We start from the raw sequence: 26,713 nt of genomic DNA, 5'->3' as shown, positions 1-26,713 counted from the left end.
AAGAAAACCTCTAGATTAACTCCAGAGGTTTTGTAATACGGTTTTACTTTATTTATCTATATCTAAATGATATATCACCATCTTCATATATTGCTGGTATGTAAATTCCTGCAATACTCCCTTTTTTACTTATACTCCAATTTTCATCATTTAACAACTCACAATTAAATTTAGATTCTTCAAATCCCTCTTCACATACTATAGCCCTAAAAAATTCTTTGTATTGATTAAAGGCTTCATTTGCTTCAAATATTCCATGAACCCATGAATCCTCATTGTTTAAACCACTAATAGTACCAATTACTGTATCTTTAAACAACAACTCCATTATATACATCCTCCTATTACTTTATTTTAATAAACTCACTAGGAACTTCTCCTCTTATTAAATATTCTGAATCTCTTTTAGTCCAATTTAATGCTCTTTTTTTCCAAAAATCACTTTGTAATTTATCATTTTTTATAAGTCTTTCTATTTGTTTTGGACTTAATATTGCCACATCAGTAACTTCACCTGATTGTATTGCTTTTCTCAATCCAGATATATCTAATTCAATAAGATTATTGCCATATCCCTCTACAATCCCTTTATTAAATGTAAAACTAGTATATGGACTATTTCCTTTAGCACCTTTTCTATATCCCCCAAGTATATGCTCTGTAACAGTAACTTGTCTCCCTTTATAAATTCCCTCTGTATTTGCTGGTATTAGGTTACCTTCACTTGATATATATGATTTTGGAATACCATTCGGTCTCATATTAGAGTATAATTCACTATCACCTCTTAATAATGGGTTATGATTACCCGCCCCCTTAGTACCACTCTTAATTCCATTTTTAACCTCTTTAAATTCCTTAGTAAATCTACCTAACCCCTCCGCAGCATTACCAAAATTGCTTCCAAGTACTACTGACTTTGGTCGTTTTTCCATATTTTTTAATGCTATTTTAGCTATTTTCATATTATCTGATACTTCAGATGATATCTTCCTAAATGCATTTTTAACAAATGGTGATGATTTCTCAAATAATTTTCCTGCACCATGGAACATTCCTGCTGTTAATGCTCCAATTCCAGCATCAAATAATGCAGTTTTAAAGTTTATTCCTTTACCTTCTAGTGTTTGTCTTACTATACTTTCAAATGCATTAGTTGCTCCACCAAGTAACATCTTTCCACCTAAGGCTTCTCCCATACCAAAAGGTCCAAATACTGCTCCCGAGACAGCTCCAACAAATGCTTCTCTGCCTCCTGCTGCCATATAAGCAGACATGTCACTAACTTCTCCACGTTTAACATCAGATATTGCTTGACTTGCAACTGCTGCTGTTCCTGCTACTGCTGCACCCACTGCAACAGCTGCTATCACTGCTGTTGCCGCTATTGCTACTGCTGCAACTGCTACCACAGCCACTACTGCCAAACCTGCAAGAACATTTTTAGCTAATTTTCCCCAATTAAATCCTTTCTTTTCTTCTTTCTTTTCCTGTTTCTTCTCTTGTTTCTTCTCTATCTTCTGGCCTGCCTTTGGTTCATCATCAAACGGAGGATATGCTTCTCTATCGCTTCCATTTTTTATTACATTATCTCCTAAAAAATGAAACTCATTTTCTATTGAAAAACCACTTTGTGTACCTTTTTTGGCTGCAAGTATCTGACTTTGTGCTTTTATATTTACACTTTGGGGTGTTTTTATTATTATTTCACCATCTGCATTTAAACTTAATTTTTTAGGACTTTTAAGGGTTACTCCTACATTATCATCAAAACTTATACTAAGTGGTTCTTTTGATCCACCTTTTATATTTACTGCACCTGGAGTCATTTCTATTTCACTGCCATGTTCTGTTCCAAAATATCTTTTAGTTGTGTCTGATGTTTTAGCACAGCTGCTTCCGTTTTTTCTTACACAACCTGTTACAATTGGTGCTTCACTGCTTTCATTGGGAAAATAAAGTCTTGCACTTGTTCCAACTATGGGCATTGAGTACATTGCATTTCCCGTGGACGGTGCATATGGAAACCAGGCGGCTTCTTTATTTTGTTCTTTGTCTATATCAAGATTAAGCTTTACTTTTTCACCTTCTACAGCAAGAACTTTTCCTTCAAGAGACCCTCCACTTAAAAGTGAATTATAAATTTTTGTTTGCCATATACCGTTTTTTCTGCATAAGCGGTACTTATAGATTACTTCATCCTTTAAGGCATAAGCTGAATATTGATTTACATAAAGCTCCTTATTTTTAAACCGTATGTTATTTCCAACTTCATACTTTTCTCTTCTTTCTATTTCATAATAAAAATAATCTGTATCGTGTCCTGCTTCGATTCCACCTGCTTCATGAAATCTCTTTAAATTCTTATGAGCTTTATAAAAACCTATATCTTCTAATTCATAATTTGCTTTAATTGGTCTCCCAAAATAAAACATGTTACGTGTTTCCATTATATCACAAAATAATTCTGAATTTAACTCACTAGCTATTCTCTTTAAAAAGTTCCAATCAGTTTCTTTGTATTGAAATAATGGCTTTCCTATTGTTTGTCCTTCTGCTGTGCATTGAGTAAAACTATACCCTGAATAATCCTTTAAAATTATTGCTATAAGCTCATCATATGTCATATTAGCATTTTGAAAGGATCTGCTTTTTTCTTTTATATCTAACTCAAAACTTGATGTAAGTGCTTGTATTTCTAAGTAATAAACTCCGTTGACATTACTTGCCTTAATATTTTGCACTATCCCATTAAATAATATCTTACTTTTGCTTTCCTTTACTACATTAATATTTACAGGACTTTTACTACTTGTATTTTCATCTTCTGTTTCTTCATAAATACATATTTTATCACTAGTAGACGCATTTATAACAGACTGAAAATTAATTGAATCATCTATTAAACATTTTAAATATAAATATCCATGTTCATTAGGTTTATTGTCAATTCTTATGTCTTCTATACGTAGTAATTGATAAGGAGATTTAACTCTTAGTGCATGAAGTACCCCCATTTACTTTCTCCTTTCTTTTATTTACTCTTTCTCTTGACCATTTGTTTCAAATTTTATTTTTCCTCCATATTTACATATAAGTACTGAATCTGTTGTAAGTGCCGGTTCTCCTTCAACTAATGTTTCTTCTTTTACATTCATCCAGTCTTTTAATATTTGTACGCAGCATTTCTTTCCTTCAATTGTTTGTCCATTTTCTGCTATTAGACAAATGTTTCCTCCATTAGATGGACATCCCCCATTACATATTCCAAAGTAGCTTATGTTATTTTCCTTCCTATCGGTTTTATTCATCATAGGTTTTTCAGCTACATATGAGCCATGACTTACTGGAAGATTTATTTTTCTAGCATGGGTTCCTTTGTCACATCTCATTTTTGCTCCTCTAACTATATAATAATTGTCTCCACCACTCATATCTTTTCACTTCCTATTTCTAAGTTTTAAGCTTATTCAACTTGTAGTCTCTCAAGTTTTATTCCTTTAAAGTCACGTCTTAGCAAACTTTCAGCAACATCAAGTCTTACTACTATTAATGGCTTTAAACTCTCTTTTATTTTAAAAATCTTCTTACCTTGAATTTTTTCTTTATCTAATACTATTTTTTTAACTACTGTTTTATCTAAATTAAGTTCTGCATTATCACTTAGAGATTCGCCCTCTTCAAATATAGGTAAAAAATAATTTTCCTGTATATCATGAAGTGAATCAATAAGTGATAAGCTTTTAAATAAAATATCCCTATCATATTTTTCAATTATCTTTTTCATGCCTTCTGATATTAAAAACAGTTGACTATCTAAAATATCTAGAAACTCACAATTATCGCCAGCATTAATTTCAAATATTGTTATGTCTTCAATTTTGTGAGCATTTGAAAGATTGAGATTTTTTATATTAATTTTCTTAAATACATCAATAAGCCTTGGAGTATTTGTATATCTTTCATCTTGCTTTAATAAAAAATAATCCATAAGTTCTCCTTTTCTATTCTTTTTCAGGATATATTGCCTCCGTCGCATCCATATATTCTCCTGCTAATATCATGATATCTTCTGTTTTTTTCATTTCTCCATAAGAAGATGTTTCTATAAATTTTCCTATCATACCCTTTAAAAATTCCACTGCTAGAATATGATATTTATCAATTTCTTTAAGCATTACGTTCTCTATATCCATATCAGTTATATTTTTTCCGTACACTTTTTTCTTTTCTTTAAGTTCTTCCCTCTGCTTGAAAATTGAATCAAAAATAAAGTTTAAATCTATATTGATAGAACATTCTTCCTTATCCAAAAACCAATCTTCATCATACAAATCAACTCTGTATTCCCCTCTATTTTCAAGAATACTCGTTCTAAGTAAAGAGAAATAAATATACTTAATTTCACCCTTTAATTGCTTTCCCTGAAGACATATAGCCTTTCTACATACCTCATCAAATGCTGAAATCAAATTTTTCTCTATATCATCTTTATCACTCTTATACATTTCATCAATTTCAAGAAATTTATTAACCCATCTATCGACCACATACTTTTCTAAAAATTCTTCTAATATTTTTTCTTTATCTGCTTGTATTATCATAGTATACTTTTCACCTCCTCTTTATAGGGAATCAAACTAGAAAATTGATTTACACAAATGGATATGTTTTCAAAGCTGAANNGTCTTAGCGAAGGGTTTTAAGAGAACCTTAGTACCTTCGAGTTGTTTGAGCGGAGCGAGTTCTCGAAGGCACTTAGGTTGTCTTGAAGCACAAGCTTTAGACTGACTAAAAGATTTTAACGTGCTGAAGTTTGGAAACATAGCCCGGGGGGGTAAGGCAATTTTCGGCCTCGCAACCCTATATAAGATCAATTACTCAATCTTAACCTTTCCACCACTCATAGTTACATTATCTTGTATATTCATGTTAGCTCCTGCTTGAGTTAAAGCAACTCCACTATCTCCTTGAATCGATACTTTTCCTCCGCCAGTTATCTCAATATCCTGTTTAGCATCCAAAACTATCTTTTTATTACTCTTAACTTCTATTCCACCATCATCTGTTAATCTCATAAGTAAATTTCCGTTCCCTATGATTTCTACAGCTCCTGGCTTCATCACTACTTCTTTACCATACTTTGTTCCTATGCTTTTCACTGATGGATCACTACGTTTTTGAGAATTACTTAATTTGAGATTGGTTGAACTTATTGCGTATGCATTTTTCTCTTCGTTATCTGGGAAGTATAGTCTTATCGAATCACCAACCTCAGGCATACAGTACCAGCCTGTACCATCCGGTGATGAATAAACTGTTGAATATGGAAACCATCTTGCTCCACCTTTATTTTGCTTTCCATCTATCTGTAAATTAATTTTAACTACGTCATTTTTTGTATCTAAAATATTTCCTTCTAAAGATATGCCTACTATCTTGTTGTTATAAATTTTTCTTACTTTTATTCCTTTTTCATCTCTTAATATATACTTATTTAAAATTACACCATTTAAAAGTTCCATTTCTGACTTGTATATATAAAGACTTCTGCCTTTAAAATTAACTGAATTATATAAATGCATTATTTTATTTGTTATTATTTCGTAACTTATTAAATTAATATCATCTAAATTGGTAATATCATTTTCTGATTTAAGCTTGTATTCTTGTAGACTCTTTTTTATTGAATAGTTAAATTTATCAAGCTTATATGTTTTGCAGCATCCCGAATTTCCTATTGAATACTTCATATCATCTAATTGACACTCTGACACTACTGGAACATTAAAATGTGAAGCTAATCTTTTTATAAATTCCCAATCTGTTTCTTTATATTGAACTAATAACTTGTCTATTTTAGTTCCATTTGTAATACTATCTAACATTTGAAGATTGTTATATCCACTGTTTACAATATTAAAAATATCTCCATAACTTGAGCTTTCATTTTGAAATGTTCTGCTCTTTTTCTTTATATCCATTAAAAAAGTTCTGCTTAAAGCTTCTATCTCTAAAGTTCTAACATCTTTATTTGCATTAACTTGAATATTAGTAACTACTCCTTGAAAAACATTAGTCACAGAATTTTTATCATCCTTTACTGACATTGAAATGCTTGATTCAGCATCTGCTGTTTCAACATATTTATCAGCATTTTCTTCATCAATTATTCCACTTATATAAAGTTTTGCATGCTCATTTAATTCTCTAGTTACCTTTAATCTTGTTATTTTCTGAAATTTATAAGGTGCTATTAAAATATCTCCTTGAGTATACATATATTCCTCGCTCATTAATCTTCATCTCCCCTCTCTTCTTTTACCACTCTCACAGTATTAATAACTTGATATGCAACATCTCTCCAATCTTCATAATCTTTATAAAGACAACTGAAAGTTCCCATTAAAGTTTTCTCTTCAAATTCAAGAAAGAACTTCACTAATACCTACTAAAACATTTTTGTGTACCTATTGTTCACCAAATATCTATTGGGAGAATGGATAAAGTTGACCTTCTTCTTGATAGTATCTAGCTCATATTGATTTTCAATAAGATAGTTCCATAGCTAGTGATGTAGAATATTTTTATTTCTCCAATGAAATCCACTTCCTTACCCTCAAATAATTCTACAAAGGCAGAAGTTCCCCAACATAACTTTCAATTGTTCTTATGCTCTTTCCATCTTCATCTAAGTATATTTTGAATTTATATACTAGTTCATTTATCATTGCTTTCTGCTCCTTTCAATGTTTTAGGCATAGAAAAAAGGCTAACGCCTTTTTCTTCAGCGTTAACCTTCACTAATAATATATATTTAATTTTTACTTCTTTTACAGTTTACTGTATTATTGCAATTATTGTACTGCGTTGTTCATTTACAATGTAGTAGTATCTATTTAACTTAGATTCTAACTGTGAACTTGAATCTTTGCCTAAATCTGCAATATCAGCAGCAACAACTTCATAACCCCTAGTAAATCTAGAAATTACATTAAATTGCTTATCAGTTTCAACTAAAACATTATCCTTATGGAAAACAAACCCATGAAACCAACTTAATAGTATACCGGGCAAAGCTTAATTAATTATTTTCTTCCTCTTTCTGTTACTCATAAATTTAATAATGTAATAATATAATAAAAATCATATTTCTAACCACTAATCAAATCATACAAGCTGTATTTTCAAGCTAATATCTCCAAGTTCATTAACTTTCTTTTTTGCTCTACCAATTGAAATTGATTTAATAAGAGTATAAGGTAACTTACTTGTTCCATCTAATAATTCTTTTGTTGATTGCTCAAGTCCTAAGATTTTTTTTATTTTAATTAAATCACTTTTGCTACTCAAGGGTTTAATTAAAACTATATCTACTTCTTGTAACTTATTGCCCTTTGTAATCTCATTTTCTGTTCTTTGAAATGATAAATAATCCTGTACTACACTTTTTATGTTCTCTGATATATCAAGTGAATCATTTATGGATTCTAATAAATGCAAATATTCTTCCTTCATATAATCATCTACTCCATTTATCATTCTATTAAACATAAATAGTGTTTGTTCTGTTGGATTTCTCTTAAGAGACTCTATTAACTTAATTGCATATTCTTCTTCATCAAGTCCTTCTAAATAATGCACTAAGGGTCCTGGATTTCCAAAGTCAATATCTGGATTTAATTCTATCAATTTAATAATAGGTTCTATAGTATCATCTAAATTTTTATATTGGGATAATTTTTCAACTATATTATATGATTGATTTATAAAATTATCTATTTTTACATTTTCATATAGAGACTTAATTAATTCTTCTTTTTCCTTTTCCATCTCAATTCACCTCATAAAATTTTAAAATATACCTAAATCTAGAGCATGCTTTACAGATTTTTTCGCTAATTTTTTAATTTGCTTTTCCGGAACATTCAACTCTTTTAATACTCTTATATTGCCTTCGATATGCTCTCTTCCTGTTACCCCACTTGTTTGAACATCCTCTTTTTGTAATTGATTTACCTTTTTATGCAACTCTTTATCTAATGCAATAACTGGATTATTCTTTGAAGCATCACTAGAAAGTCTATTTTTAGATAATTCATTTGGTATTAAATACTCATCTCTTAAATAAGCATGTTGCAATAATTCATGTCCTTCTAAATTATCTCCTTTTACAGATCTATTTCTAAAATCTTCATAATTGGTAACTTCAAAGTTCTGTATATCATTCTTTTTTACTGAAGGGTTGCCTTGAGCAGAGCTTCTACTTTTGCTAACACATAAATTTTGAGCATACCCGCTCGGATCATAATACCCAACAGCATTATTTCCACAATAAGCATAAAGATTTAACCCATCGCCCCTATAAACATCTTCCTGAGTAAACCTGCCAACAACAGGATTATAGAATCTAGCCCGTAAATAATACTGCTGAGTTATACCATCAAACTGCTGACCAGTATAAGTTATTCTATTATGGACTTTCTCTTTGCTATCAAGAACATTTCCAAAAGCATCATAATAATATTCATTTTTAACTTGCTGATTCTTATCAGTAATAAATACTGTACTGACTTCGCCATCTACAGTATAGTGTACTAAAATTTTCTGAAATCTTAAGATATGTATATAGCAGATGACTTAATTTATCATCTGCTATATATTATATCTTATTGAATTTTAGTGATTATAATTCATTTCAACGACATCAATTTCTGATTCTAATTTTACCTCTATCCATTCATCACCATCCAATATACCTCTTTTTTCAATACCTAATTGTTCATTAACCCATGGCGTTTTAACAATTACTGCGTACCCATCAGTATATGTTCTAACCTCTACAACTTCAATCAATGAATATATTTCTTCAATACTTGTTGTAATTAATTCGGCTATTAATTCCGGCTCAATCTCATCCTTATAATATTTAAAAAAAGTTTCTTCTATTTCCTTTCTATCATTCAAAAAATGCTTATAGGAATTAACTATATTTTTTTCTACAGTCTCATACATATCACTAAATACTTCTCCTGCTTCAAAATTCAAATTAAAACAAAAGAAATCAAAACTTATTTTTATTTCCCTATTTTCATTTTTAAAGAGACATATTCTTTCAGTCTTGTTCCATTCTAAAGGATTTCCATTTTCATCTGCCATACAAACAATATGGCCCAAATATTTATGTTGTATTTGATTTAATTCCTTCATACTTTCCCCATACCTTTCCTAGTGTTTTCCTTTATTTATACATTGTTTTGCATTATCGCTTTTACATTCACTAACTCCACCATCATGTGGAAAACCTGCATTAATTTTTGTAGGAACTAATTGTGCATCTGGATTACATTTTTCATGTACAGTTCTTATTTTTGTACCGTTAGCATCACGTTCTAATCTTTGTACTTCATCCTTTAACTTATTAATCTTTTCATTATGAGTTAAATCCTGATTCAATATACTTTTAGCTTTATTATTCAAAAATTCATTTACTTCTCCCAATGTTTTATCTGTAACCTTATTATTTACAACTCCGTTTTCTCTTAAAATATTTATATCCCCGTTACTTTTAATTATTGCATTTGCTATCGCTTCCCTTGTTTGGTCATAATTATTACCTAAACCTTGTCGCTTTTCAGTCATATTAGGAATTTTAACATTAAACATAGATACTGGATCAAAATCTGGTATTGATTTCCCATTTGTTCTGGTATACCAAATACCTTTTAAACCATGTTCTCCAAGTAACTCATTAACTTTTCTATCTTTTTCGTTAATTCCTTTTAATACTGCAAAACTATTTCCTCTTTCTCCAGAATTTATGCCATTAAGTGCATCTTGTATTGAATTGTCATTATCATTAATAGCCCACACTACTCTATCATCTGAAGGCAACTTTTCATACCCACTTGGATCATAATATACAACAGGATTATTTCTACAATAAGCATATAGATTTAACCCATCGCCCCTATAAGTATCCTCTTGAGTAAATCTACCAATAACAGGATTATAGAATCTAGCTCTTAAATAATACTGCCCTGTAATGCCATCAAACTGCTGACCAGCATAAGTTATTCTATTATGAATGTCTTCTTTACTATCTAAAACATTTCCAAAAGCATCATAACAATATTCATTTTTAATATTCTGGTATTTATCTGTAACAAATATCGTACTGCCTTGCTCGTCTACAGTGTAATAATATTTCTTTAAGTTAGATTCTTCTTTTAAATCTACAATATCAGCAGCAACAACTTCATAGCCTCTAGTAAATCTAGAAATGCAATTATAATCTTTATCAGTTTCAACTAAAACATTATCCTTATGGAATATGAATTTAGTTAGCTTTTCATTTTCTTCAATCTCTGCTCTTAATCCTTCTGTGTCATATCTACTTACTAAAGTGTTTCCATCTTTAGTTATAGCTTTAACCTGTTGGTTTAAGGTATTATACTCAAAGATATTATTACCAGTTATTGTTTCTTCTTTTATTGTATTGCCTTGTTTATCATAAGTAAAGTAGTTTATTCCATTTTTATTATGAAGTTCTTTTAATTGATTCTTTACATTGTAAACATACTTTTCAGTTATATCGTTTGTTGTTTTAGTTAACCTATTGCCAACCTTATCATAAGTGAAGCTTTCGCATCGATCATCATAGCTTGCTTCTTTAAGTCTATTCATGGAGTCATAGGTGTAGAAATTCTTATGCTTTGAGCTTAATTTTTGCAGTCTATTTCCATTTAAATCATAAGCATAATTGTAATCTACTAACACTTCACCTGTTGATGTTATTGTAATTAAACTTTGAACATTTCCATCACCATCGTAGGTATAATCAGTTTTTAAGCCATTTCCAACCGTTACTGATTTTATATTGTCATTGCAGTAATAATCGTAAGAAGCTAAGATATTTTCTTTATCATCTTGAATTAATTTAACTCTGTTAGCATCATCATAACTATAAATACTGCTCTTTCCAGTAATGTCTTTTATACTCTTGATGTTATTATTCTTATCATAAGTATAGCTTATTAAAGTTCTTCCAGATGCACTCTTACTTGCTAAAATGCCTTCCTTATTATATGTGTAATTATACCTCATATTCCCAGTGTAAGCATTATTCAATGTTCCATCTGGATTGTAGTTGAATCTTTGATTTACAATGTTTAGTTTATATTTATCTATATCTTCTATTATTTCATGAATTTGCTCATCTAGTTTTTGTTTTTCTCTTTTTTCTTTCATTCTTTCTGTAAAGCTCCTACGATGAGGTGCTTGATTCAATGAGCTATTTGAAGATTTTTCTTCTGCATTCTTTTTAGCTTCTTCCTCAGCTTTTTTTGCTTCTAAAGCTATTTCTTCCACATCAATTTGATAAGCCTTTACTGAAATTATATTTCTATCTAAGTTGTATATTCTATCTACATGATTTTGATTTCTATCAATATGTTTTATTAAATTACCTTCGCTGTCATAATAGAAATATTCGCTGTTTCCTTCTTGGTCTTTTATTTCACATACTTGTCCTAAGCTGTTGTAGAAATATTCTATAGTTCCACCATTGGCATCTGTTGTACTTGTTATATTTCCTGCATAGTCGTAAGTATACTTTTCAACTCCGCCTTCTGGTGTTGTTATTTGAATAATTCTTCCCCAGTCATCTAAAAGATAGCTTGTTTCATTTCCATTACCATCGGTGATTCCTGTTATATTTCCTCTAGCATCATATTTATAGCTTTGAGCTGATTTATTCTCTTTTCTAGAGTTTGGTGTTGTTATATCTTTAATTTGTCCAAGCAACGTGTAGGTATATTCTACCTTATTATTTTCTCCATCTATTGAAGTTTTAAGATTTCCTTTAGGATCATAAGTATTTTTAGTTACAGTTTCACCTAAAGCATTTTTAACCTCAATAACTTGTCCCTTTAAATTGTATGAGTAAGTAGTTCCAACTCCATTATCTTCTGTTTCATTATACTGTTCTGGGAGCACTTGTTTTATTATTCTATCATTTTTATCATAGAACAACTTTGTTATATTTCCAGAAACATTAATAAAATGAGTAAGTCTATTTTGTGGGTCATAAGTGTAAGACTTTTTCTTTTGATCTTCCCTGAAGTCAATTCTTTCGAATAATTTCTCATTTCCTTTTCTGTTTTCAAATCTTTGTGAAACATTTAGGTTATAGTTATATTCACTTTCATATTTACTGCTTATAAGTTTAGCATCTTCACCAGAATATTCGCTTATACTTGTTATGTTGTTTGCTTTATCATATTTATAAACATAACTTCTAAATATTCCATTCTCATCATCTTTTTCATGCTGCTCTATAACTCTATCAATTTCATCATAAACTCTCCCTATTTCATAACCTTTTGGAGTTATAATCTTTGTTATATTTCCATTCTTATCATATTCATAACTTGTTATTGACCAAATATTTCTACCAGCAGTTTCTGGCGATACAAAGCCTCCGTTTATTTCTTCTTTCTTTTGAATTAAGTTTCCTACTTTATCGTAAATGTAATGAATGGCTTTTGTAGTTGTACCATTAATCTTAAAGCTTTCATAAGTCTTATTATTTAAACAATCATATCTGTATAGTGCTTTTGCTCCATATTTGTCTTTTACTTCTGTAAGTCTGTTTTCTTTATCATAACTAAAGTAGATTTCATGATAATATTTGCAAATCTCATCTTCATCTACTAATTCTGTTCCATGTCTTTCTAAGATTTTATTGCTGTTTTTATCGTAAGTGTAGCAAGTTACATTGTATTTAACTTGTCCAACTTTATCCTGAAAATCTTTGGTTTCTATATTATTTTCTTGTGATGGATTCTCTCTATAAACTTTTTCAGCTGGAAATCTCTTTTCAATTAAATTACCAACTAAATCATATTTAAATAAAGTAGCATTTCCTTCATTATCAATTTCTTTTATGATATTTCCATGAAGATCATATTCAAAGGTCTTTTCTACAATTCCTGTTTTTTCATTTTTTATAGAACTCAGCCTATTCATTTTATCATAAGTGTAGCTAAATCCTATTCCATCATCAGTTTCCTTATTGTAGTATTCTGGACTTATATGCCTTATAACATTCCCATTTGAGTCATAGAAGAATCTCTCTGCTCCTCCATCTGGATATATAGTTTTTATTTTTCTATTGTCTTTGTCATAGACATATTCTACTCCTAATCCATCCTTAGTTTCAGAATCATAATAATTAGGGTTTATTTCTTTGATTATGTTCCCTTCGCTGTCTCGTATACTTTTTTCTACAATTCCAAGTGGATTTTTTATTTCAATAAGCCTATCCATGTGGTCATAACTATAATGATATCCTTCTCCGACCTTAGAATTTCCTACAAAACTATTTGGAGCATAAAGACTTACTAAGTTACCCATTTTATCATAATCTTTTGTTGTTACATTTCCATTGGCATCTTTTATTTTTGCTGCATAATTTAAGTTGTTGTAAGCAAATTCTATAGTTCCGTAATCTGTCTTTATTTCAGTATTTCTTCCTACTTCGTCATATTCATATCCATAAACATATCCACTATTTGTAATTACTCTTACTGGGTCTTTTACTCGTTTTCCCTCTAAATCACTTGTATTTACATACTCATAATTAGATGTATTTCCATTACCATCAGTTTTACTTAAAATTCTTCCATAAGAATCATATGTGTAACTTTCAGTTTTCCAATCTCCAACTGAAATCTTTGTTTTCTTCTCTATTAAACTACCTTGGCTGTCATAAGCATAGATAATTTCTTTTTCTTCATTATCTTTTTCTTGAATTAAGTTTCCATTTTCATCATAAATATATTCTGTTGTTAATCCATTTGGTAATATTTCTTTTAATAAATTACCAAACTCATCGTAAACCTTATGTGTTTCAAAACCTTTTCTATCTTTTATATAAATCTTGTTTTGATATTCATCATATTTGTATTCTTCTGTAGTTCCATCTTCGTAGAATAAATCTGTTATTAGTCCATCTTCATTGAACCTTGTCTTTTCTGTTCTTTTGCTCTTACTATAGTAGAAAGTTACTTCTTTTTCAGAATCATCATAAGTTATTTTACAAGCATCATCATTTGGGAAGTCTTGACGTATTACTCTTCCTTTTTTATCAAAGAAGTTTTTAGTATAAGTCTGTCCATTTTGGTCTGTTATGCTGCTTATATATCCTTTTTCATCATAAGTATATCTTGTTATTCCTTGGTCAACATGAATTACATCCGTTAAATAATCTCCGTAATATTTATATTGAACTGTTCTTCCTAGTTCATCTTTTATTTCAATTACTTTACCATCTTTATATGTGAAGAATAATTTATAATTTGAGAATGTTGTAAGAGTTTCAATGTTTTCTCCAACATAAGTTATAATAAGCTTATTATTATATTTATCAGTTATATCAAGAAGTTTACCTGAATTATTATATCTATAAGTTTTCTTATCAAGGGCAGTTTTAAATATCCAATAATCGCCTTTTCTATCTAACGAATAAATTTTTGCTCCACCTTTATCATTTACCCATTCATCTTCAATTTTATAAAAAATTTCAATATGCCCATCACTACAAAGTACATCTACTTTTTGCTCTTGAATTCCAAGACAAGTTTCAAAGTTGGTTGTCCATCCTAGTCCTAGAAGTCCTACTCTGTTATTTACGGATTCATATTTTCTTTCTATTTTAAATTCTTCATGAATGTCAGGTAATACAATGTCTGTTGCTGGAATATATAAACTTCCTGTTGCTCCATCTACAGGGTCGGAAAAACATACTTTATTACCAATATACTTCTTTAAGAAAGTGCTAGTTAAGTTAACATCTCCACTAGTAGCTGCTTGACCCATTAAATCTAATGTTATATCTGAAGCCATTCTGATTTTTCCTAATGTGTTACAAGAAAACTTTTTAGCAGCCTCTAACTTTTTGAATTTATTCATTGCACCAATATTTACAGAGGACAATGATGCAGAGGTCACAGCTGATTTTACATAACTCATTAAGTCATTATCAATTTTTCCATTATCAGCATAATCAGCTATTGCATTGAAAGCAACATCTCCACCTGCATCTATTGCGGTCTTTAATAATACTTGGGTAGCTGATCCTCCTGATGCAATGGCAATCATAGTACCTGATATAAGAACGGAGCCATATTTTACAACATTATAAAGTGTTTCATTTCCCCCGCATACGGTATCCCGCATAAAATTATAGGATTTCGAGAAATCTCCACTTTGTACTTTGCTATAATCGGATAATCCTTCACCCATTTCAGAAGCTCCTACTGCTGCTGCCGCAACACCAGCCCCCAAAGCTACCAATGCTAATCCACCTGTTAAAACTGTAGCTGCTGCAACTACTGCACCTACACCAATAGCTAAAGCTACAGCGCCAAATCCAACTTTACTTTTAGCCTCTTGAAGCTTTGCCTCCGCATTTGCTTTAGCTTGATTATTAATTGCCTCTATTTGCGCTGCATCCCCATCATTTCTATGAGCTATTTCATTTGGCAATTCTGCTGGATCTTTAATACTTCCCTCATATTTAATAGTAGATGCCTTTAGAAATGTTGCATCCGCCATTTGAATTCCAATGCTGCCCTTAGCTATTTCTAATTTGCTCTTAGCAGAAATGTCTATATTTTGTGGTCTAAATGGTGGTGCATCTCCACTTCCCTCCCTCATTCCAAGTTGTAAATTCTCAGCAGCCGTAAGATTTATATTCTGTCCCTTAAGAGATACATCCCCTGACTGTGCTAATTTTAAACTTACGCCTCCACCACCTGGCGAAAAATCCATGTCACTTGGTGTTAATTTCATTTCACTTCCAGCTGTATGGGAAAATGATTTATTATCTGGATTTTGAGTTTTACTTGCATATTTAGCTGATCCATCTGCGCTTCTCACTGCATGGACAGCAATTGCTTCTTTTTCATCATTAGTTGGAAAATAGATATGCACCTTACTTTCCTTCTCTGGCATACAATACCATGCACTACTTTCTATAGCATAAGTAAAATACTTTTGATTTGAACAGGCTTCATATACTGGATCTATTTCAAAGTGAACACTCATGGTATTTCCCTGTACATCCTTAACTGTTGCAGGAATACTCATTCCAAAAATCTTATGATTTACCATATAAGCAGTTCTAAGTCCTCTTTGAAGTCCTAAAGTGTATATTGTTCTAATTTCTTCTTTATAGACTTCAGTATGAATTTTTGCTACTACACATTCAACCTTATTAAATAAAACCTTCTCACCAAGTATTAATTTAATTGGACTTACAATATTCCAAGTTGTATATTCTTGAAGAAAATTTTCTTCGAATCCCATAGCCTCTCGCTTATTGAAGCAATCAATATCTTTTACTACTTCATAGTCATCTATATTTATTTCTTGATTGTTATTTAAATCTGGTATTCCAAAGTGAAATCTTCCATAATCTTCTGTAGCTTCAGCAAGTAATACGCCATTAAAATGGCTTGCTATACGCTTAAAAAATTCCCAATCTGTTTCTTCATATTGAAGCACAAATTCTCCTATTGCTTGTCCGTTTGTTATTCTGTCTGTAAAGGCTTTATTGTTATAAACTTCTAATACCTTTGTTATAACTTGCTGATAAGTCATATCTAAATTACAAAAAGCCCTGCTATTTTTCTTAATATCAAAATCCTTTGTGTAAGAAACAGCTTGTAATTCCATAACATGAACTCCGCTTTCATAAGACATTGAAACTTCACTTATTTTTCCTACAAATAACTTAGTTTCTTCACCGGTCTCTTCAATTCTGGATACAGTTACTTTTTCTTCACTAACATTTTTATTTAGATATTCTATTATTTTTCCTTCTTCTATTAATAATTTTAGTTTTAAATATGCATGATCATTAATACAGTCTAATATATCTATATCTTCAACTTGAATTGCATCATAAGGTATTTCTATTTTTAAACTTTTATATGTCAGCATTATATAGTCCCTCCTTTTCATTTATTAAAATCGAATAGTTTTTCTATTCTCTTTGTCCACTTGTATATAATTTAATTTCTCCACCGTATGAGCATTGAAGCTTACATTTTCCAAGTAATGCTGGTTTCCCATCGACAAGAACATCTTCTTTTCCGTCTATCCACTCTGTAGCTATCTTTGGAGTACATACCCCTACACATTGAGCTAATAAATCTTTACCTACATCTTTAGCTGGTGGTTTTGAAAATAAATCCATAACCTTTTCCATAAAACTTTTAGGTCTATTTTTAATCTCATCTGCTATTTTTTTCGCATTTTCTTGTACACTTGGATTTTGAGGACTTTTGCATATTCCAAAACTTCTTACATTTATTTCGGGTTTACTATCTCCTACGTTTAATTGAGGAATTCCATGTATAAATTCGCCATGACCTTGTGGCACTACAACATAACTTTCATGAAGTGCAAAGCTGCAGGTAATAGCTGCTGTATGAACTATATAGCTTTTTTGAAGCTCCTTTAATCTTTGCTCTTCAGCGGCAGCTGCTTTTGCTTCATCTGCTTTCTTTTGCTCCTCAGCCGCTTTAGCTTCTTCTGCTTCTTGTTTCTCTTTTTCTTTCTTAGCTGCTTTTTCTTCTGGAGATAACTTAAGCCAAGCTATTTCATTACCAATATCTCTTTTAAGAAAACCTCCAACTTTTTCTGCCATTGAGACTGTTTGCTTTACTGTATTTACTGTATTTTTAACACCTTTTTCAACTTCATTTACTGCTGTTCCAGCTATAACGCCATATTTTTCTTCATTTTTACTTGCCATCTTATACCACCTCAACTTCCTCAAATCTAATTCCTACAAATAACCCTCTTTTCAGCATGCTTTCCACTACATCAAGAGAAACTATAAAATAATAATCTACACCCGCTTTAATTTGAAAAATATTGTAATCCCTTATTTTATCAGCATCTAAAACCATCTTATCTATCCATCCATTTTTAAAGAAAACTGTTTTATCACTTAATGCATCCAATAATTCTGGCAATACTAATCTGTACACTTTTTGTGTTTCCATTTCTAAATCTGAAAATACTGCTATTTTATAAACTATGGTGTTTTCATACAACTTAAAAAGTTTATGAAGCTCATCTGAAATAAGCAGCACAGGTGCTTGTATAAGATCAGGATAAATGCTATTTTCATTTCCTTTAACCGGTACATTGGTGGAATCTTTATATTTTTCTTCGTCTTCTTTTAATAAGGTCATCTTTTGACTATTATTAAAGCCTTCTATTTCAATTGTATTTTCAAGATTTTTATCTTGCTTTAATATAAAGTACTTCATACTTCTTCTCCTCCATCTATATATACAGTTTGAAGTTGTTCTGAAGTTAAATTGATAAATGGTATATCTTTAGCACTAAATATGGCATCTTCCAAATTTGCTCCTTCAAAAGATACATTTTTAAACTTTGCATTTATGAAATTGGAATTTTTAAGATTGGAGTTTGAGAAATCTATATATCTAAGTTCTGATTTGCTAAAATCCACACCTGTACAATCCCCATTGCTAAAATCAGAATCTTCAATTTTAGAATTTTCAAAGGAAGTTCCTATTACTCTGGCATTTGTGAATATACAGCTTTTTACTTCTGTACCCTTAAATTGCCCTCTCACTATGTCGCTTTCTGAAAAGTCTATATTTTTAAGCTTACTTCCTTTAAAATTAATAAATAACATATTTTGTTTTGCTAAATCCCCATCTTCTAATACACTGTTTTTCCACACAGTATATACAAAAGGTAACTTTTCCTCAGGCTGTTTTTTTAATTCTAAAAGCTCTTTTATATTCTTCTCTTTATTATCCATAACAAATAGTGTTTCACTTTTCCCTTGATATTCACTCCACTTTACTGTATAAAAATCTCCTATTGAGTTTTCTTTCATCCATTCTTCTTCATCTAGATTCCACAGCAAGTTTCTTATTGTTTCTGACATACTCATATAACATTTTGCTGTAAGTTCAAATATTACTTTCTGAATGTCATAATCATTAATCTTACCCATGTAAATTCTTTTTTCTTTTATTAATTTTTCCTTAAGCTTAATAAAAGGTTCAAATAAAAAGCTTAAATCTATCTCCTCATATATAGGATCAGAATCTAAATACCAAAGAGAATTATAGCCATGAATTAATATCTTATAAGATTCATTTACAATATTAATTCTAAGAAGCTCAAATTGAAAAACTGCTATTTTATTTTCATCCTTCTCTTCCCTAGGCTCCTTTGCTCTTTTTATTAAGTTTTTCATGCCTTTTATTATTAACTCTCTAACTTTTTCTTCATTATCTTTAAAGTTTTTTTCAAAAACTGCTTTATTTTCTTTCGCTAAAGCTTTAACAACTTTTTTCTTAAAATCTTCTAATGACTCTTCCCTATTCATAAAAATCCCTTCTTTCTTAATCTTAGGACTTATATTTTTGGTTTAGGCACATGAATGTTTGCCTCAAATCTTCTAATTGTTATTAACCTGTGTACCTTTTTCTTTTATTCCACCTGAACCGTCTAATTCTAATCCGCCGCCTTTATCACAAGCAAAATTTACACCTTGTTTTGCGCTTACTAAGAAGCTTTTTTGAGTTTCAATTTTAATGTTTTGCTCTGCATTAATATTTATATTATTTTGGCTTGTAATACTAAGTGTTCCATCACTTGTAAGGCTCATTTCAGCTTGTCCGCTATCGCAAGAAATAAAAATTCCACCAGGTGTAAGCTTCACCTGCTTATCATTAGCAGTTCTCAAATACTTATTATCTGGATTTCCCATTCTATCTTCCGCTTCACCTGATCCCTGCTGATATCCACTTACTGCACTGACTGCAAAGGCTTCATCTTCATCTTTTGTTGGGAAGTATACCCTTACACTATCACCGATCTCAGGCATACAATACCATCCACTACCGTCAGTTGATGCTGACATAGTAGAATATTTAAACCAATAAGCCGTTCCTTTAGCTTGAACTTTATCTATATTTAAATGAACTTTTACTAAATCACTTTGAACTTGTATAATCTTTCCATCAATTGAACTACCTATAATCTTTGTGTTAAATTTTCTTTCTTGTCTCAATCCGCTTTTTATTCTTAGCTTATAATTATTTATTAAGATGCCATTTTTTATTTCATAAATTCCTTCATATACATAAAAAGCTTGCCCTTGAAAATGTATATTATCTCCAAGCTTTAATATTTCATAATTCTCTATTTCATAGGTCATATAATCTACTTCATTGGCATCTTTTAGATAGTTTTCAAGCATATATTTATAATCATCCAAGTTTTTATATATTTTGTAATTAATATTTGTTGATTTTAATTCTCTATGCCACTCTGGCACTGCCATTATAAATTGTATTGCCTTACCATCCATAGTAGGAAATAAACCTTGATTATATTTAGCTGCTATTCTCTTTAAAAATTCCCAGTCCGTTTCTTCATATTGTATAAGTAATTCTTTTATTTCCTCATCAGGTATATTTAAAATGTAGTTAGAACCACTATAATTTTGCATTATAGAATCTATAAGATTATGAGTTGTCATTGATGTGTCTTGAAAAGATTTGGATTTTAATTTTATATCCATTAAATGAGACATGCTTTTTGCTTCAATATTCAACGTGTATACATCAAGTTCTACATTTATTTCTATGTTAGTAACAACTCCATAAAATAAGGTTGTACTTTCGTCTTCTACATAATAAACCTCTATAGTTTTATTATTAGTTGTTGAACTAATATCGCTATCTTTAGCTTCATTTTTTAAAATCCCTGTTAACTTTAAGACAGTATGTTCATTTATATTAGCTTCTATTTTTAAACTTTTAATTGCTTCTAAATTATAGCCATTAACTCTAATTTTTTCATAATTAATAGCTTCAACAATTTGATTTCCTTCCACTTTAATCCCCTCCCTTTTAAATTTATACCCTATATTATTAATGTAGCTTTATTTTTAATTTATCTTCATAAGCATTATGCTTGCTTTTATTAAGAGCTCCCAGGTTTTTATATCTCTTTCAAAACAATTGTAATTTCCAATTATCAAAGTTCCTTTATACTCTCTATAAAAGATTAAATTATAAACTGGCCCTTGTCCTGTTGGAGTCTTATATGTTCCATAAGATACTTTTGAAGAGCCTTTCCCTGTTTCTCCTTCCTCAAGCCACTCTAAATAGAGTTCCATATCCTTAAAGTTTTTTTCCATCCCTTTTTTAAACTTAGCAAAGCTTTGTTTTTGAGCACCTTTATCCAAATAAGCTAAAGTAAAGCTCACCCCATTATTATCATTTACTAAGGTAGTATTTTTATTAGTGTTTACTCTTTCTTCAAAATATGCTAACGGCATTGGAATTTCTAGCTTTCCATTTAAAAACACTTTCTTTATAAATTTAAAGTTAGTATTATTTATATTTAAAGAGCCTTCAGTTATTTGTTTAATTACTTCCTCAAGAGTGATTTCTTCTTCCCTTGATGCTAAATTTTCTTCCTCTGACTCCTTTTTTAATTCCTTTTCTCTTTCAAGCCTTTGCTGCATTTTTAGCTTGGCTATTTTTTCATCTATGTTATCCATATTAAATCTCCTTTTAATATTAAGCTTATCTTAACCTCTTAGTTTTAAATATAAAATAGCTCTAAACCCTGATTATTACTATAAATAGATATATATTTTTATCTAAAGCTATATATCTATTTAGCCATTATTTTGAACCCTAGTTCCTGTAACTAAAATTTCGTCTCCCTCTGATAATATAACGCTGCTTCCTGCTTCACATAAAATATCCACACTTTTTTGTGCACTTATTGTCATTTCATTTCCAGCTCTTAAGGAAAGCTTTTGGGCACATGCAATGTTTATATTCTTTTGGCCTACAACGTCTATAGTTCCATCCTTATTTAAATTCATTGATGCTTGCCCTCCGCTACATTCTATAACTATTCCACTTGGAGTAAATTTAACTTCTTGTCCTGCATCAGTTTTCAAAGATTTAATATCAGGATTTGACATCCTATCACTTTCTGCTCCTGCCTTTGCTTCATGTGCACCTATTGCATTTACAACAAATGCTTTACTTTCATCTTTAGTTGGACAGTTTAATCTTATTTTTTCTCCAACCTCAGGCATACAGTACCATCCGCCACCGTCTGGTGATGCTGCAACTGTAGCATATGGAAACCAATAAGCTGTGTTTTTATTTTTATTACTAATTTCTAATTGAACTTTTACTTTATCCCGACTAACTTCTAATATAGAACCATTAATTGAGATTCCAATTACATTCATATTGTATAAACGCTTTGATCTAAGACCTCCCTTTGGTCTTAATTCATATACATTTTCTAATTTGCCTTCATCTATTAAGTAGGTTGCTTTCTTCACATAAAATTGTCGATTTTTAAAATTAAAATTTTCTCCTGTATTTAATATTTCTTGAGTCCTTATTTTATAAGAGATGAAATCTGTCTCTAGTGCATCAGCTATATCATTATTTATAACGTCATTATATTCATCAACTGCCTTAGAAATTGTGTAATTCAAAATTTGAGTCTTTGGCACTACTGCTATATCAGGAGTCCCTAAAAATAAATGAATATTTTGTAACTCAATTGCACTTATAAGAGTTTGATTATATTTAGAAACTAAACGTTTTAAAAATTCATAGTCAGTTTCATTATATTGAAGTATAAACTGCCCTATTGGTTCGTTAGGAATATTTATATCATACTTTGCACTTGAATATGCTTTCATCACTTCATCTATTAATTCATGAGTAGTCATGTTCACATTTTGAAAATCCCTTTTTTTCTTATAAATATCCATTTTGTAATCAAAACTTTTGGCTTCTATAAGTAGAGTGTATACGTAATTGACTACATCTATTTTTATCTTAGTAACAATTCCATTAAATAAAGAGAAATGTGCTTCCTCTTTTTCATAAAACACTTCAATAGGTGTTTCTTCATCCGTATTTTGAATATAACTATCCTTCATTTCATCATCCAATATACAAGTAAGCTTTAAAATTGCATGATTATTTATATCATTTTCTATTTTCATGTCTTGTATATACTTGCAGTCATAGGTTGATATTTTTAAATTATCGTATGCTATAAAATCCTCTTTCATACTCTCTCTATTCCTCCTTTATTTTTAATCAATCAATATTTTCTTGAACCTTCCATTCCCCACATGCCTATTATTTCCATGTCCATTTTTTGCACTATTCAATACATTTAAAAGATAATTGTATATCTCTTCATTAGAATAATTTTTCATTTTAATGCTTAATTTATGAATCAAATACCTTAATATTATTTCCTTTTGAATTGGTTCTTTACTTTGGATACAGGTCATTGCAAAAGATATATCCCAAGCTTCACTAACATTACATTCTAATAATTCTCTTCCAAAGCTTCTTAAAATATCAGGATTCAAACTGCTTTCTCCATAAGCTGCATAAGGTACATTTATTGTATTTACTGTGTCGTACTCAGTACATAAATCAATAAAATCCACATGATTGACTCTAAGCTTTGCGCCAACTCTTAACTTAAATCTGCATAACTCAAGCTCATTCTCCTTTAGTTCTAAACTCTCATCTAAATAAATTTCCGTAGAATAATTTATAAAATCATGATCACCTAATTGAGGTAAAAACTTGACTTTTAAAATCATCATTTTGTTATTACACTCATACGCAATTTTCTTATCCTCTTTTAAAAGATAAAGAATATCTTGATATTTTATTATTCCTTTTTTGATAATTATATAATTGTCAGTTACATCTATATCGCACCCAGAAATTATTCCATCTGAATATTCCTTTAACCTAATATCAAAAAATTCCCTTGGAAAATCCCTAAGCTCTTCTAACATTTCAATCTTCAAAAGCCTTCCACTATTAAAAAGCGGATAATTATTTTCAAACAATTCCTTGACCTCCTAAATTAATATGGCTCAGAATATATTTAATTTATTTCAGATTTATACAAGACTACTTAAGACCATCAAAGAAGTTTTGCTCCCATTTATCATTTTCAAAGTAGAAGAACTTTTCTTTTCCTATATAAAGTTCCTCATCTTTTCTTAAAACAGCAAGTACATAAAATCCCCAAAGCTCTTCTTCAGCCCATACAAAGAATTTTATTTCGTTGTTTTCTATGTTATCTGTTTCATGTTGAATTATATTAGGATACATTTCTCCTATTGTCCTTGCATCTGTTCTTTCTAATTCTGTTTCATTAAATTGATAATTGTATTCATATTTAACAGCATCATTATTATCTTTTAGATATAGTTTTAAGAGAATTCTATCCATAAATCTTGATATAAAGCCCTTAACTTTTTCCTTACCTTTAATTAAAACCTTTTGCTCTCCTGTATGAGTATAGGCTGTTACCAGGTATGGAAGGGTTGGTGTTTTGCTTTCTATATTTATATCTGCATATCCAAAATTTCTGGCATATAAATACTTTAATGCTCCCTTAAGGCAAGATAGCTTTAACTCATATTCTTCTTTAGCTTCTTTTTTACTCTTATTAATTTCAATTATTCTTCCAGGTATGAATTCTTTTAATGCATCTTTAAATATCTCTACCTTACAAGATTGTCCTGTTAATTTAATAAGAGAATAATCAAATAACTCATCATTTTCATAAAGTGTTTCTAAAAACTTCTTTATTATGTTATAAACATCACCTTTTATTAAGGTAGTTATTTCATATATGCTAAGTGAAATTTCTGGTGCTTCTTTTACAACCTGCAAACCAATTTTATTTACATAGGATAATTTCCACTTATCAAAATTTATTGTGTTATCTTCTGAATTTTTAACTTCTTTAGGTGTTAACATAACATTTAGGATATCTGGATTTGCAAAAAATAGCTTTTTGACTTCTTCTGCTAAGTCAAATAAGAAATAATAATTATTCCTCACTTTGCAATAATCTTCTTTGCTTCTAGTTTCATATAATTGAAACTTTGTAGGAATTATCTCTTCTACTTTTTCATATTCTTCATTTAAAGTCTCATATAGTTCATTAATTCCAGACTTGTCTATAAATCTGAATATATCAAGTTTAAATTCATCTATTATAGCTTTCTTTATATTTTCATCTCTTTTAGCTAAAGAATTTGCCATTAAAATCTTTATAAGCTGCATTATTCTAAAGGTAAGATTGTTTCCACCAAAATCAGTATCTCCATTTTCATAAGATGTCTCTATGTCTAACTTATAAGAAACTCTACTATTAGATATACTAAAGCTGCATCCTGAAAGATCCGTAGTTCCCCCTCCGCAGTCTATGATAAGAGCTTTATACCATTCTCCTTGAACATATTTTTTTCTTTCAATTAGTTCAGAAATTGTATTATATAGAACAGCAACACTTTCTTCTAATATGTTTTCACTTTTAACTGTATAATCACTTAATATATCTTTAAATAAAGTATGAAATTTATGTTTTTGCTTTGATGGACAAGATATATAAATATTTTTAAATTTACATTTAAACCTTTGTTCTGCTAAGGATATAACATATTCTAAATAAGCTTTTATGATATCTTTTCTTTTTATAAAGGTTGTTTTTTCATTAATATCAATTACCTTTTCACTTTTTTCAAAATCACTTATCCATCTCTTTATGTCATAAAATAAACTCATTCCGTCATCCATATATCTCTTTTTAGATTCCATAATGGCATCATATCCAAAGACGTATTCTATTTTATCTTCATTTATATGTTTGACCCCTACAACACTTGGTATAAGAGGTGTCATTTCTACATTCTCTTTAATTTCATTCATTATTTTAACGAATTTTACTTTATCCTCTTCATAATCTGCATATCCCTGATTTTCTGTTAAATTTTCATTTAACCCTGGGAATATTTCTTTATCTATATAAATGCCGGCTGTTGTATTTGATGTTCCAAAATCAATTGCCAGCGGCATTGTTGTCTCATTTAACGGCTTTACTTCAAATTGTAATATAGGAAAACAATTAAAATTTATAGATGAATCTATAAAAGTTGTATTTCCTTCATAAATATCATAAAGCAGCTCTGAATCTTTTTCTGAAAAAAATAGAAGACTATAATGCTTGCTTTCAGATTCTTTTGCTTCTACATTTTTATTCTTTATTAGAAAATACTTGTCTTTATTATTTTGTGTTATCTTTTTTATGTTAAATATACTGCATGCTTTAAAGTTATTATCTACCAAAAGTACGTTGCTTTCTTCTAAATTTTCACTGCTATTTAAAACATAATTATCATAAACCTCAAGAGCTAAATTTTCATAGAGCGTTATCTTTCCTGGATAATCTATGTTTTTAGTGGTAATTATGTTTTTCTTACTTCTCTTTAAAAACCTCTCAATTCTCTCAAGGCCGCCAATTATGTAATGATTTATAAGCCTACTGTCTTTTTCGCCTCTATATTTCATTATGAGCCTTATAAGCTCCTCTTTATCAAGAGGATTAACTATGCTCTTTACTAATTTTTCTTTATTACATATTTCTCTTAATTGGAATGTAGTCATGAGCCTTAAATCTTTTTCTTTATATTTAGTTTTTTCCTTTTCTTCTTCATTTACTTTATGTAACTTGTATGAATATAAACTCATATTATCCCCCTAAATTCTTAGTTACT

20 protein-coding genes and 1 pseudogene are annotated in these 26,713 nt (G+C 29.9%); all 21 read right to left on the bottom strand.

The features are described from left to right. Nucleotides 1-52: 52 nt before the first annotated feature. Nucleotides 53-328, bottom strand: coding sequence for a hypothetical protein (locus I6U51_RS01355; protein WP_211140816.1), 276 nt, complete (start codon nt 326-328; stop codon nt 53-55). A 16-nt stretch (nt 329-344) separates the two neighbouring features. Next, nucleotides 345-3,017, bottom strand: a complete 2,673-nt coding sequence (locus I6U51_RS25275; protein WP_211140815.1) for a hypothetical protein — start codon at nt 3,015-3,017, stop codon at nt 345-347. Between the two features lie 21 nt (nt 3,018-3,038). Next, nucleotides 3,039-3,434: a DUF4280 domain-containing protein gene (locus tag I6U51_RS01345; RefSeq protein WP_211140814.1), complete on the bottom strand. Its 396-nt coding sequence runs from the start codon at nt 3,432-3,434 to the stop codon at nt 3,039-3,041. A 32-nt stretch (nt 3,435-3,466) separates the two neighbouring features. After that, complete coding sequence (locus tag I6U51_RS01340) at nt 3,467-3,991, bottom strand: hypothetical protein (protein ID WP_211140813.1); 525 nt, start codon at nt 3,989-3,991, stop codon at nt 3,467-3,469. Between the two features lie 13 nt (nt 3,992-4,004). Further along, nucleotides 4,005-4,604 carry a hypothetical protein gene (locus tag I6U51_RS01335; RefSeq protein WP_211140812.1) on the bottom strand — a complete coding sequence of 200 codons (600 nt, stop codon included), beginning with the start codon at nt 4,602-4,604 and terminating at the stop codon, nt 4,005-4,007. 273 nt (nt 4,605-4,877) lie between these two features. After that, entirely contained in the window at nt 4,878-6,296 is a 1,419-nt protein-coding gene (locus I6U51_RS01330; protein ID WP_211140811.1) for a contractile injection system protein, VgrG/Pvc8 family, read from the bottom strand. Then, complete coding sequence (locus tag I6U51_RS01325; RefSeq protein WP_211140810.1) at nt 6,296-6,442, bottom strand: hypothetical protein; 147 nt, start codon at nt 6,440-6,442, stop codon at nt 6,296-6,298. Before I6U51_RS01325 ends, I6U51_RS01330 begins: the two co-directional genes overlap by 1 nt. Nucleotides 6,443-6,840: 398 nt before the next feature. Further along, nucleotides 6,841-7,077 carry a hypothetical protein gene (locus tag I6U51_RS01320; RefSeq protein WP_211140809.1) on the bottom strand — a complete coding sequence of 79 codons (237 nt, stop codon included), beginning with the start codon at nt 7,075-7,077 and terminating at the stop codon, nt 6,841-6,843. A gap of 93 nt (nt 7,078-7,170) precedes the next feature. Then, entirely contained in the window at nt 7,171-7,833 is a 663-nt protein-coding gene (locus I6U51_RS01315) for a hypothetical protein (RefSeq protein ID WP_211140808.1), read from the bottom strand. Nucleotides 7,834-7,854: 21 nt separating this feature from the next. After that, nucleotides 7,855-8,142 (bottom strand): hypothetical protein, encoded by a 288-nt coding sequence (locus tag I6U51_RS01310; protein WP_211140807.1) that lies wholly within the window; start codon nt 8,140-8,142, stop codon nt 7,855-7,857. A 213-nt stretch (nt 8,143-8,355) separates the two neighbouring features. Beyond that, a pseudogene (locus tag I6U51_RS25405) lies at nt 8,356-8,469 on the bottom strand (RHS repeat-associated core domain-containing protein); the annotation flags it as partial. Nucleotides 8,470-8,679: 210 nt separating this feature from the next. Further along, nucleotides 8,680-9,210 carry a hypothetical protein gene (locus I6U51_RS01300; RefSeq protein ID WP_211140806.1) on the bottom strand — a complete coding sequence of 177 codons (531 nt, stop codon included), beginning with the start codon at nt 9,208-9,210 and terminating at the stop codon, nt 8,680-8,682. Nucleotides 9,211-9,228: 18 nt separating this feature from the next. Next, entirely contained in the window at nt 9,229-17,010 is a 7,782-nt protein-coding gene (locus I6U51_RS01295) for an RHS repeat-associated core domain-containing protein (protein ID WP_211141056.1), read from the bottom strand. 40 nt (nt 17,011-17,050) lie between these two features. Then, nucleotides 17,051-17,824, bottom strand: a complete 774-nt coding sequence (locus I6U51_RS01290; protein WP_211140805.1) for a DUF4280 domain-containing protein — start codon at nt 17,822-17,824, stop codon at nt 17,051-17,053. A gap of 1 nt (nt 17,825) precedes the next feature. After that, entirely contained in the window at nt 17,826-18,347 is a 522-nt protein-coding gene (locus I6U51_RS01285) for a hypothetical protein (protein ID WP_211140804.1), read from the bottom strand. Then, nucleotides 18,344-19,447: a pentapeptide repeat-containing protein gene (locus I6U51_RS01280; RefSeq protein ID WP_211140803.1), complete on the bottom strand. Its 1,104-nt coding sequence runs from the start codon at nt 19,445-19,447 to the stop codon at nt 18,344-18,346. The genes I6U51_RS01285 and I6U51_RS01280 overlap by 4 nt, the downstream gene beginning before the upstream one ends. Before the next feature lie 72 nt (nt 19,448-19,519). Next, entirely contained in the window at nt 19,520-20,962 is a 1,443-nt protein-coding gene (locus I6U51_RS25270) for a phage baseplate assembly protein V (RefSeq protein WP_211140802.1), read from the bottom strand. A gap of 54 nt (nt 20,963-21,016) precedes the next feature. Then, entirely contained in the window at nt 21,017-21,634 is a 618-nt protein-coding gene (locus I6U51_RS01270; protein ID WP_211140801.1) for a hypothetical protein, read from the bottom strand. A 120-nt stretch (nt 21,635-21,754) separates the two neighbouring features. After that, nucleotides 21,755-23,188 carry a contractile injection system protein, VgrG/Pvc8 family gene (locus I6U51_RS01265; RefSeq protein ID WP_211140800.1) on the bottom strand — a complete coding sequence of 478 codons (1,434 nt, stop codon included), beginning with the start codon at nt 23,186-23,188 and terminating at the stop codon, nt 21,755-21,757. A 24-nt stretch (nt 23,189-23,212) separates the two neighbouring features. After that, nucleotides 23,213-23,992 carry a hypothetical protein gene (locus tag I6U51_RS01260; RefSeq protein WP_211140799.1) on the bottom strand — a complete coding sequence of 260 codons (780 nt, stop codon included), beginning with the start codon at nt 23,990-23,992 and terminating at the stop codon, nt 23,213-23,215. Between the two features lie 64 nt (nt 23,993-24,056). After that, entirely contained in the window at nt 24,057-26,687 is a 2,631-nt protein-coding gene (locus tag I6U51_RS01255) for an acetate and sugar kinases/Hsc70/actin family protein (protein ID WP_211140798.1), read from the bottom strand. Nucleotides 26,688-26,713: the final 26 nt, after the last annotated feature.

The sequence above is a fragment of the Clostridium aciditolerans genome (genome assembly GCF_016316925.1).
Classification (GTDB): domain Bacteria; phylum Bacillota; class Clostridia; order Clostridiales; family Clostridiaceae; genus Clostridium_AM; species Clostridium_AM aciditolerans.
The sequence above is the reverse complement of the archived record's forward strand: the minus strand, read 5'-3'. Positions and strand labels throughout refer to the sequence as shown.

Coding starts and splice junctions, on each gene's coding strand:
- I6U51_RS01340 (WP_211140813.1), bottom strand. CDS start 3,991: ATGGATTATTTTTTATTAAAGCAAGATGAAAGATATACAAATACTCCA.
- I6U51_RS01270 (WP_211140801.1), bottom strand. CDS start 21,634: ATGGATAACATAGATGAAAAAATAGCCAAGCTAAAAATGCAGCAAAGG.
- I6U51_RS01345 (WP_211140814.1), bottom strand. CDS start 3,434: ATGAGTGGTGGAGACAATTATTATATAGTTAGAGGAGCAAAAATGAGA.
- I6U51_RS25275 (WP_211140815.1), bottom strand. CDS start 3,017: ATGGGGGTACTTCATGCACTAAGAGTTAAATCTCCTTATCAATTACTA.
- I6U51_RS01285 (WP_211140804.1), bottom strand. CDS start 18,347: ATGAAGTACTTTATATTAAAGCAAGATAAAAATCTTGAAAATACAATT.
- I6U51_RS01330 (WP_211140811.1), bottom strand. CDS start 6,296: ATGAGCGAGGAATATATGTATACTCAAGGAGATATTTTAATAGCACCT.
- I6U51_RS01315 (WP_211140808.1), bottom strand. CDS start 7,833: ATGGAAAAGGAAAAAGAAGAATTAATTAAGTCTCTATATGAAAATGTA.
- I6U51_RS01300 (WP_211140806.1), bottom strand. CDS start 9,210: ATGAAGGAATTAAATCAAATACAACATAAATATTTGGGCCATATTGTT.
- I6U51_RS01280 (WP_211140803.1), bottom strand. CDS start 19,447: ATGAATAGGGAAGAGTCATTAGAAGATTTTAAGAAAAAAGTTGTTAAA.
- I6U51_RS01335 (WP_211140812.1), bottom strand. CDS start 4,604: ATGATAATACAAGCAGATAAAGAAAAAATATTAGAAGAATTTTTAGAA.
- I6U51_RS01355 (WP_211140816.1), bottom strand. CDS start 328: ATGGAGTTGTTGTTTAAAGATACAGTAATTGGTACTATTAGTGGTTTA.
- I6U51_RS01265 (WP_211140800.1), bottom strand. CDS start 23,188: ATGAAAGAGGATTTTATAGCATACGATAATTTAAAAATATCAACCTAT.
- I6U51_RS01255 (WP_211140798.1), bottom strand. CDS start 26,687: ATGAGTTTATATTCATACAAGTTACATAAAGTAAATGAAGAAGAAAAG.
- I6U51_RS01290 (WP_211140805.1), bottom strand. CDS start 17,824: ATGGCAAGTAAAAATGAAGAAAAATATGGCGTTATAGCTGGAACAGCA.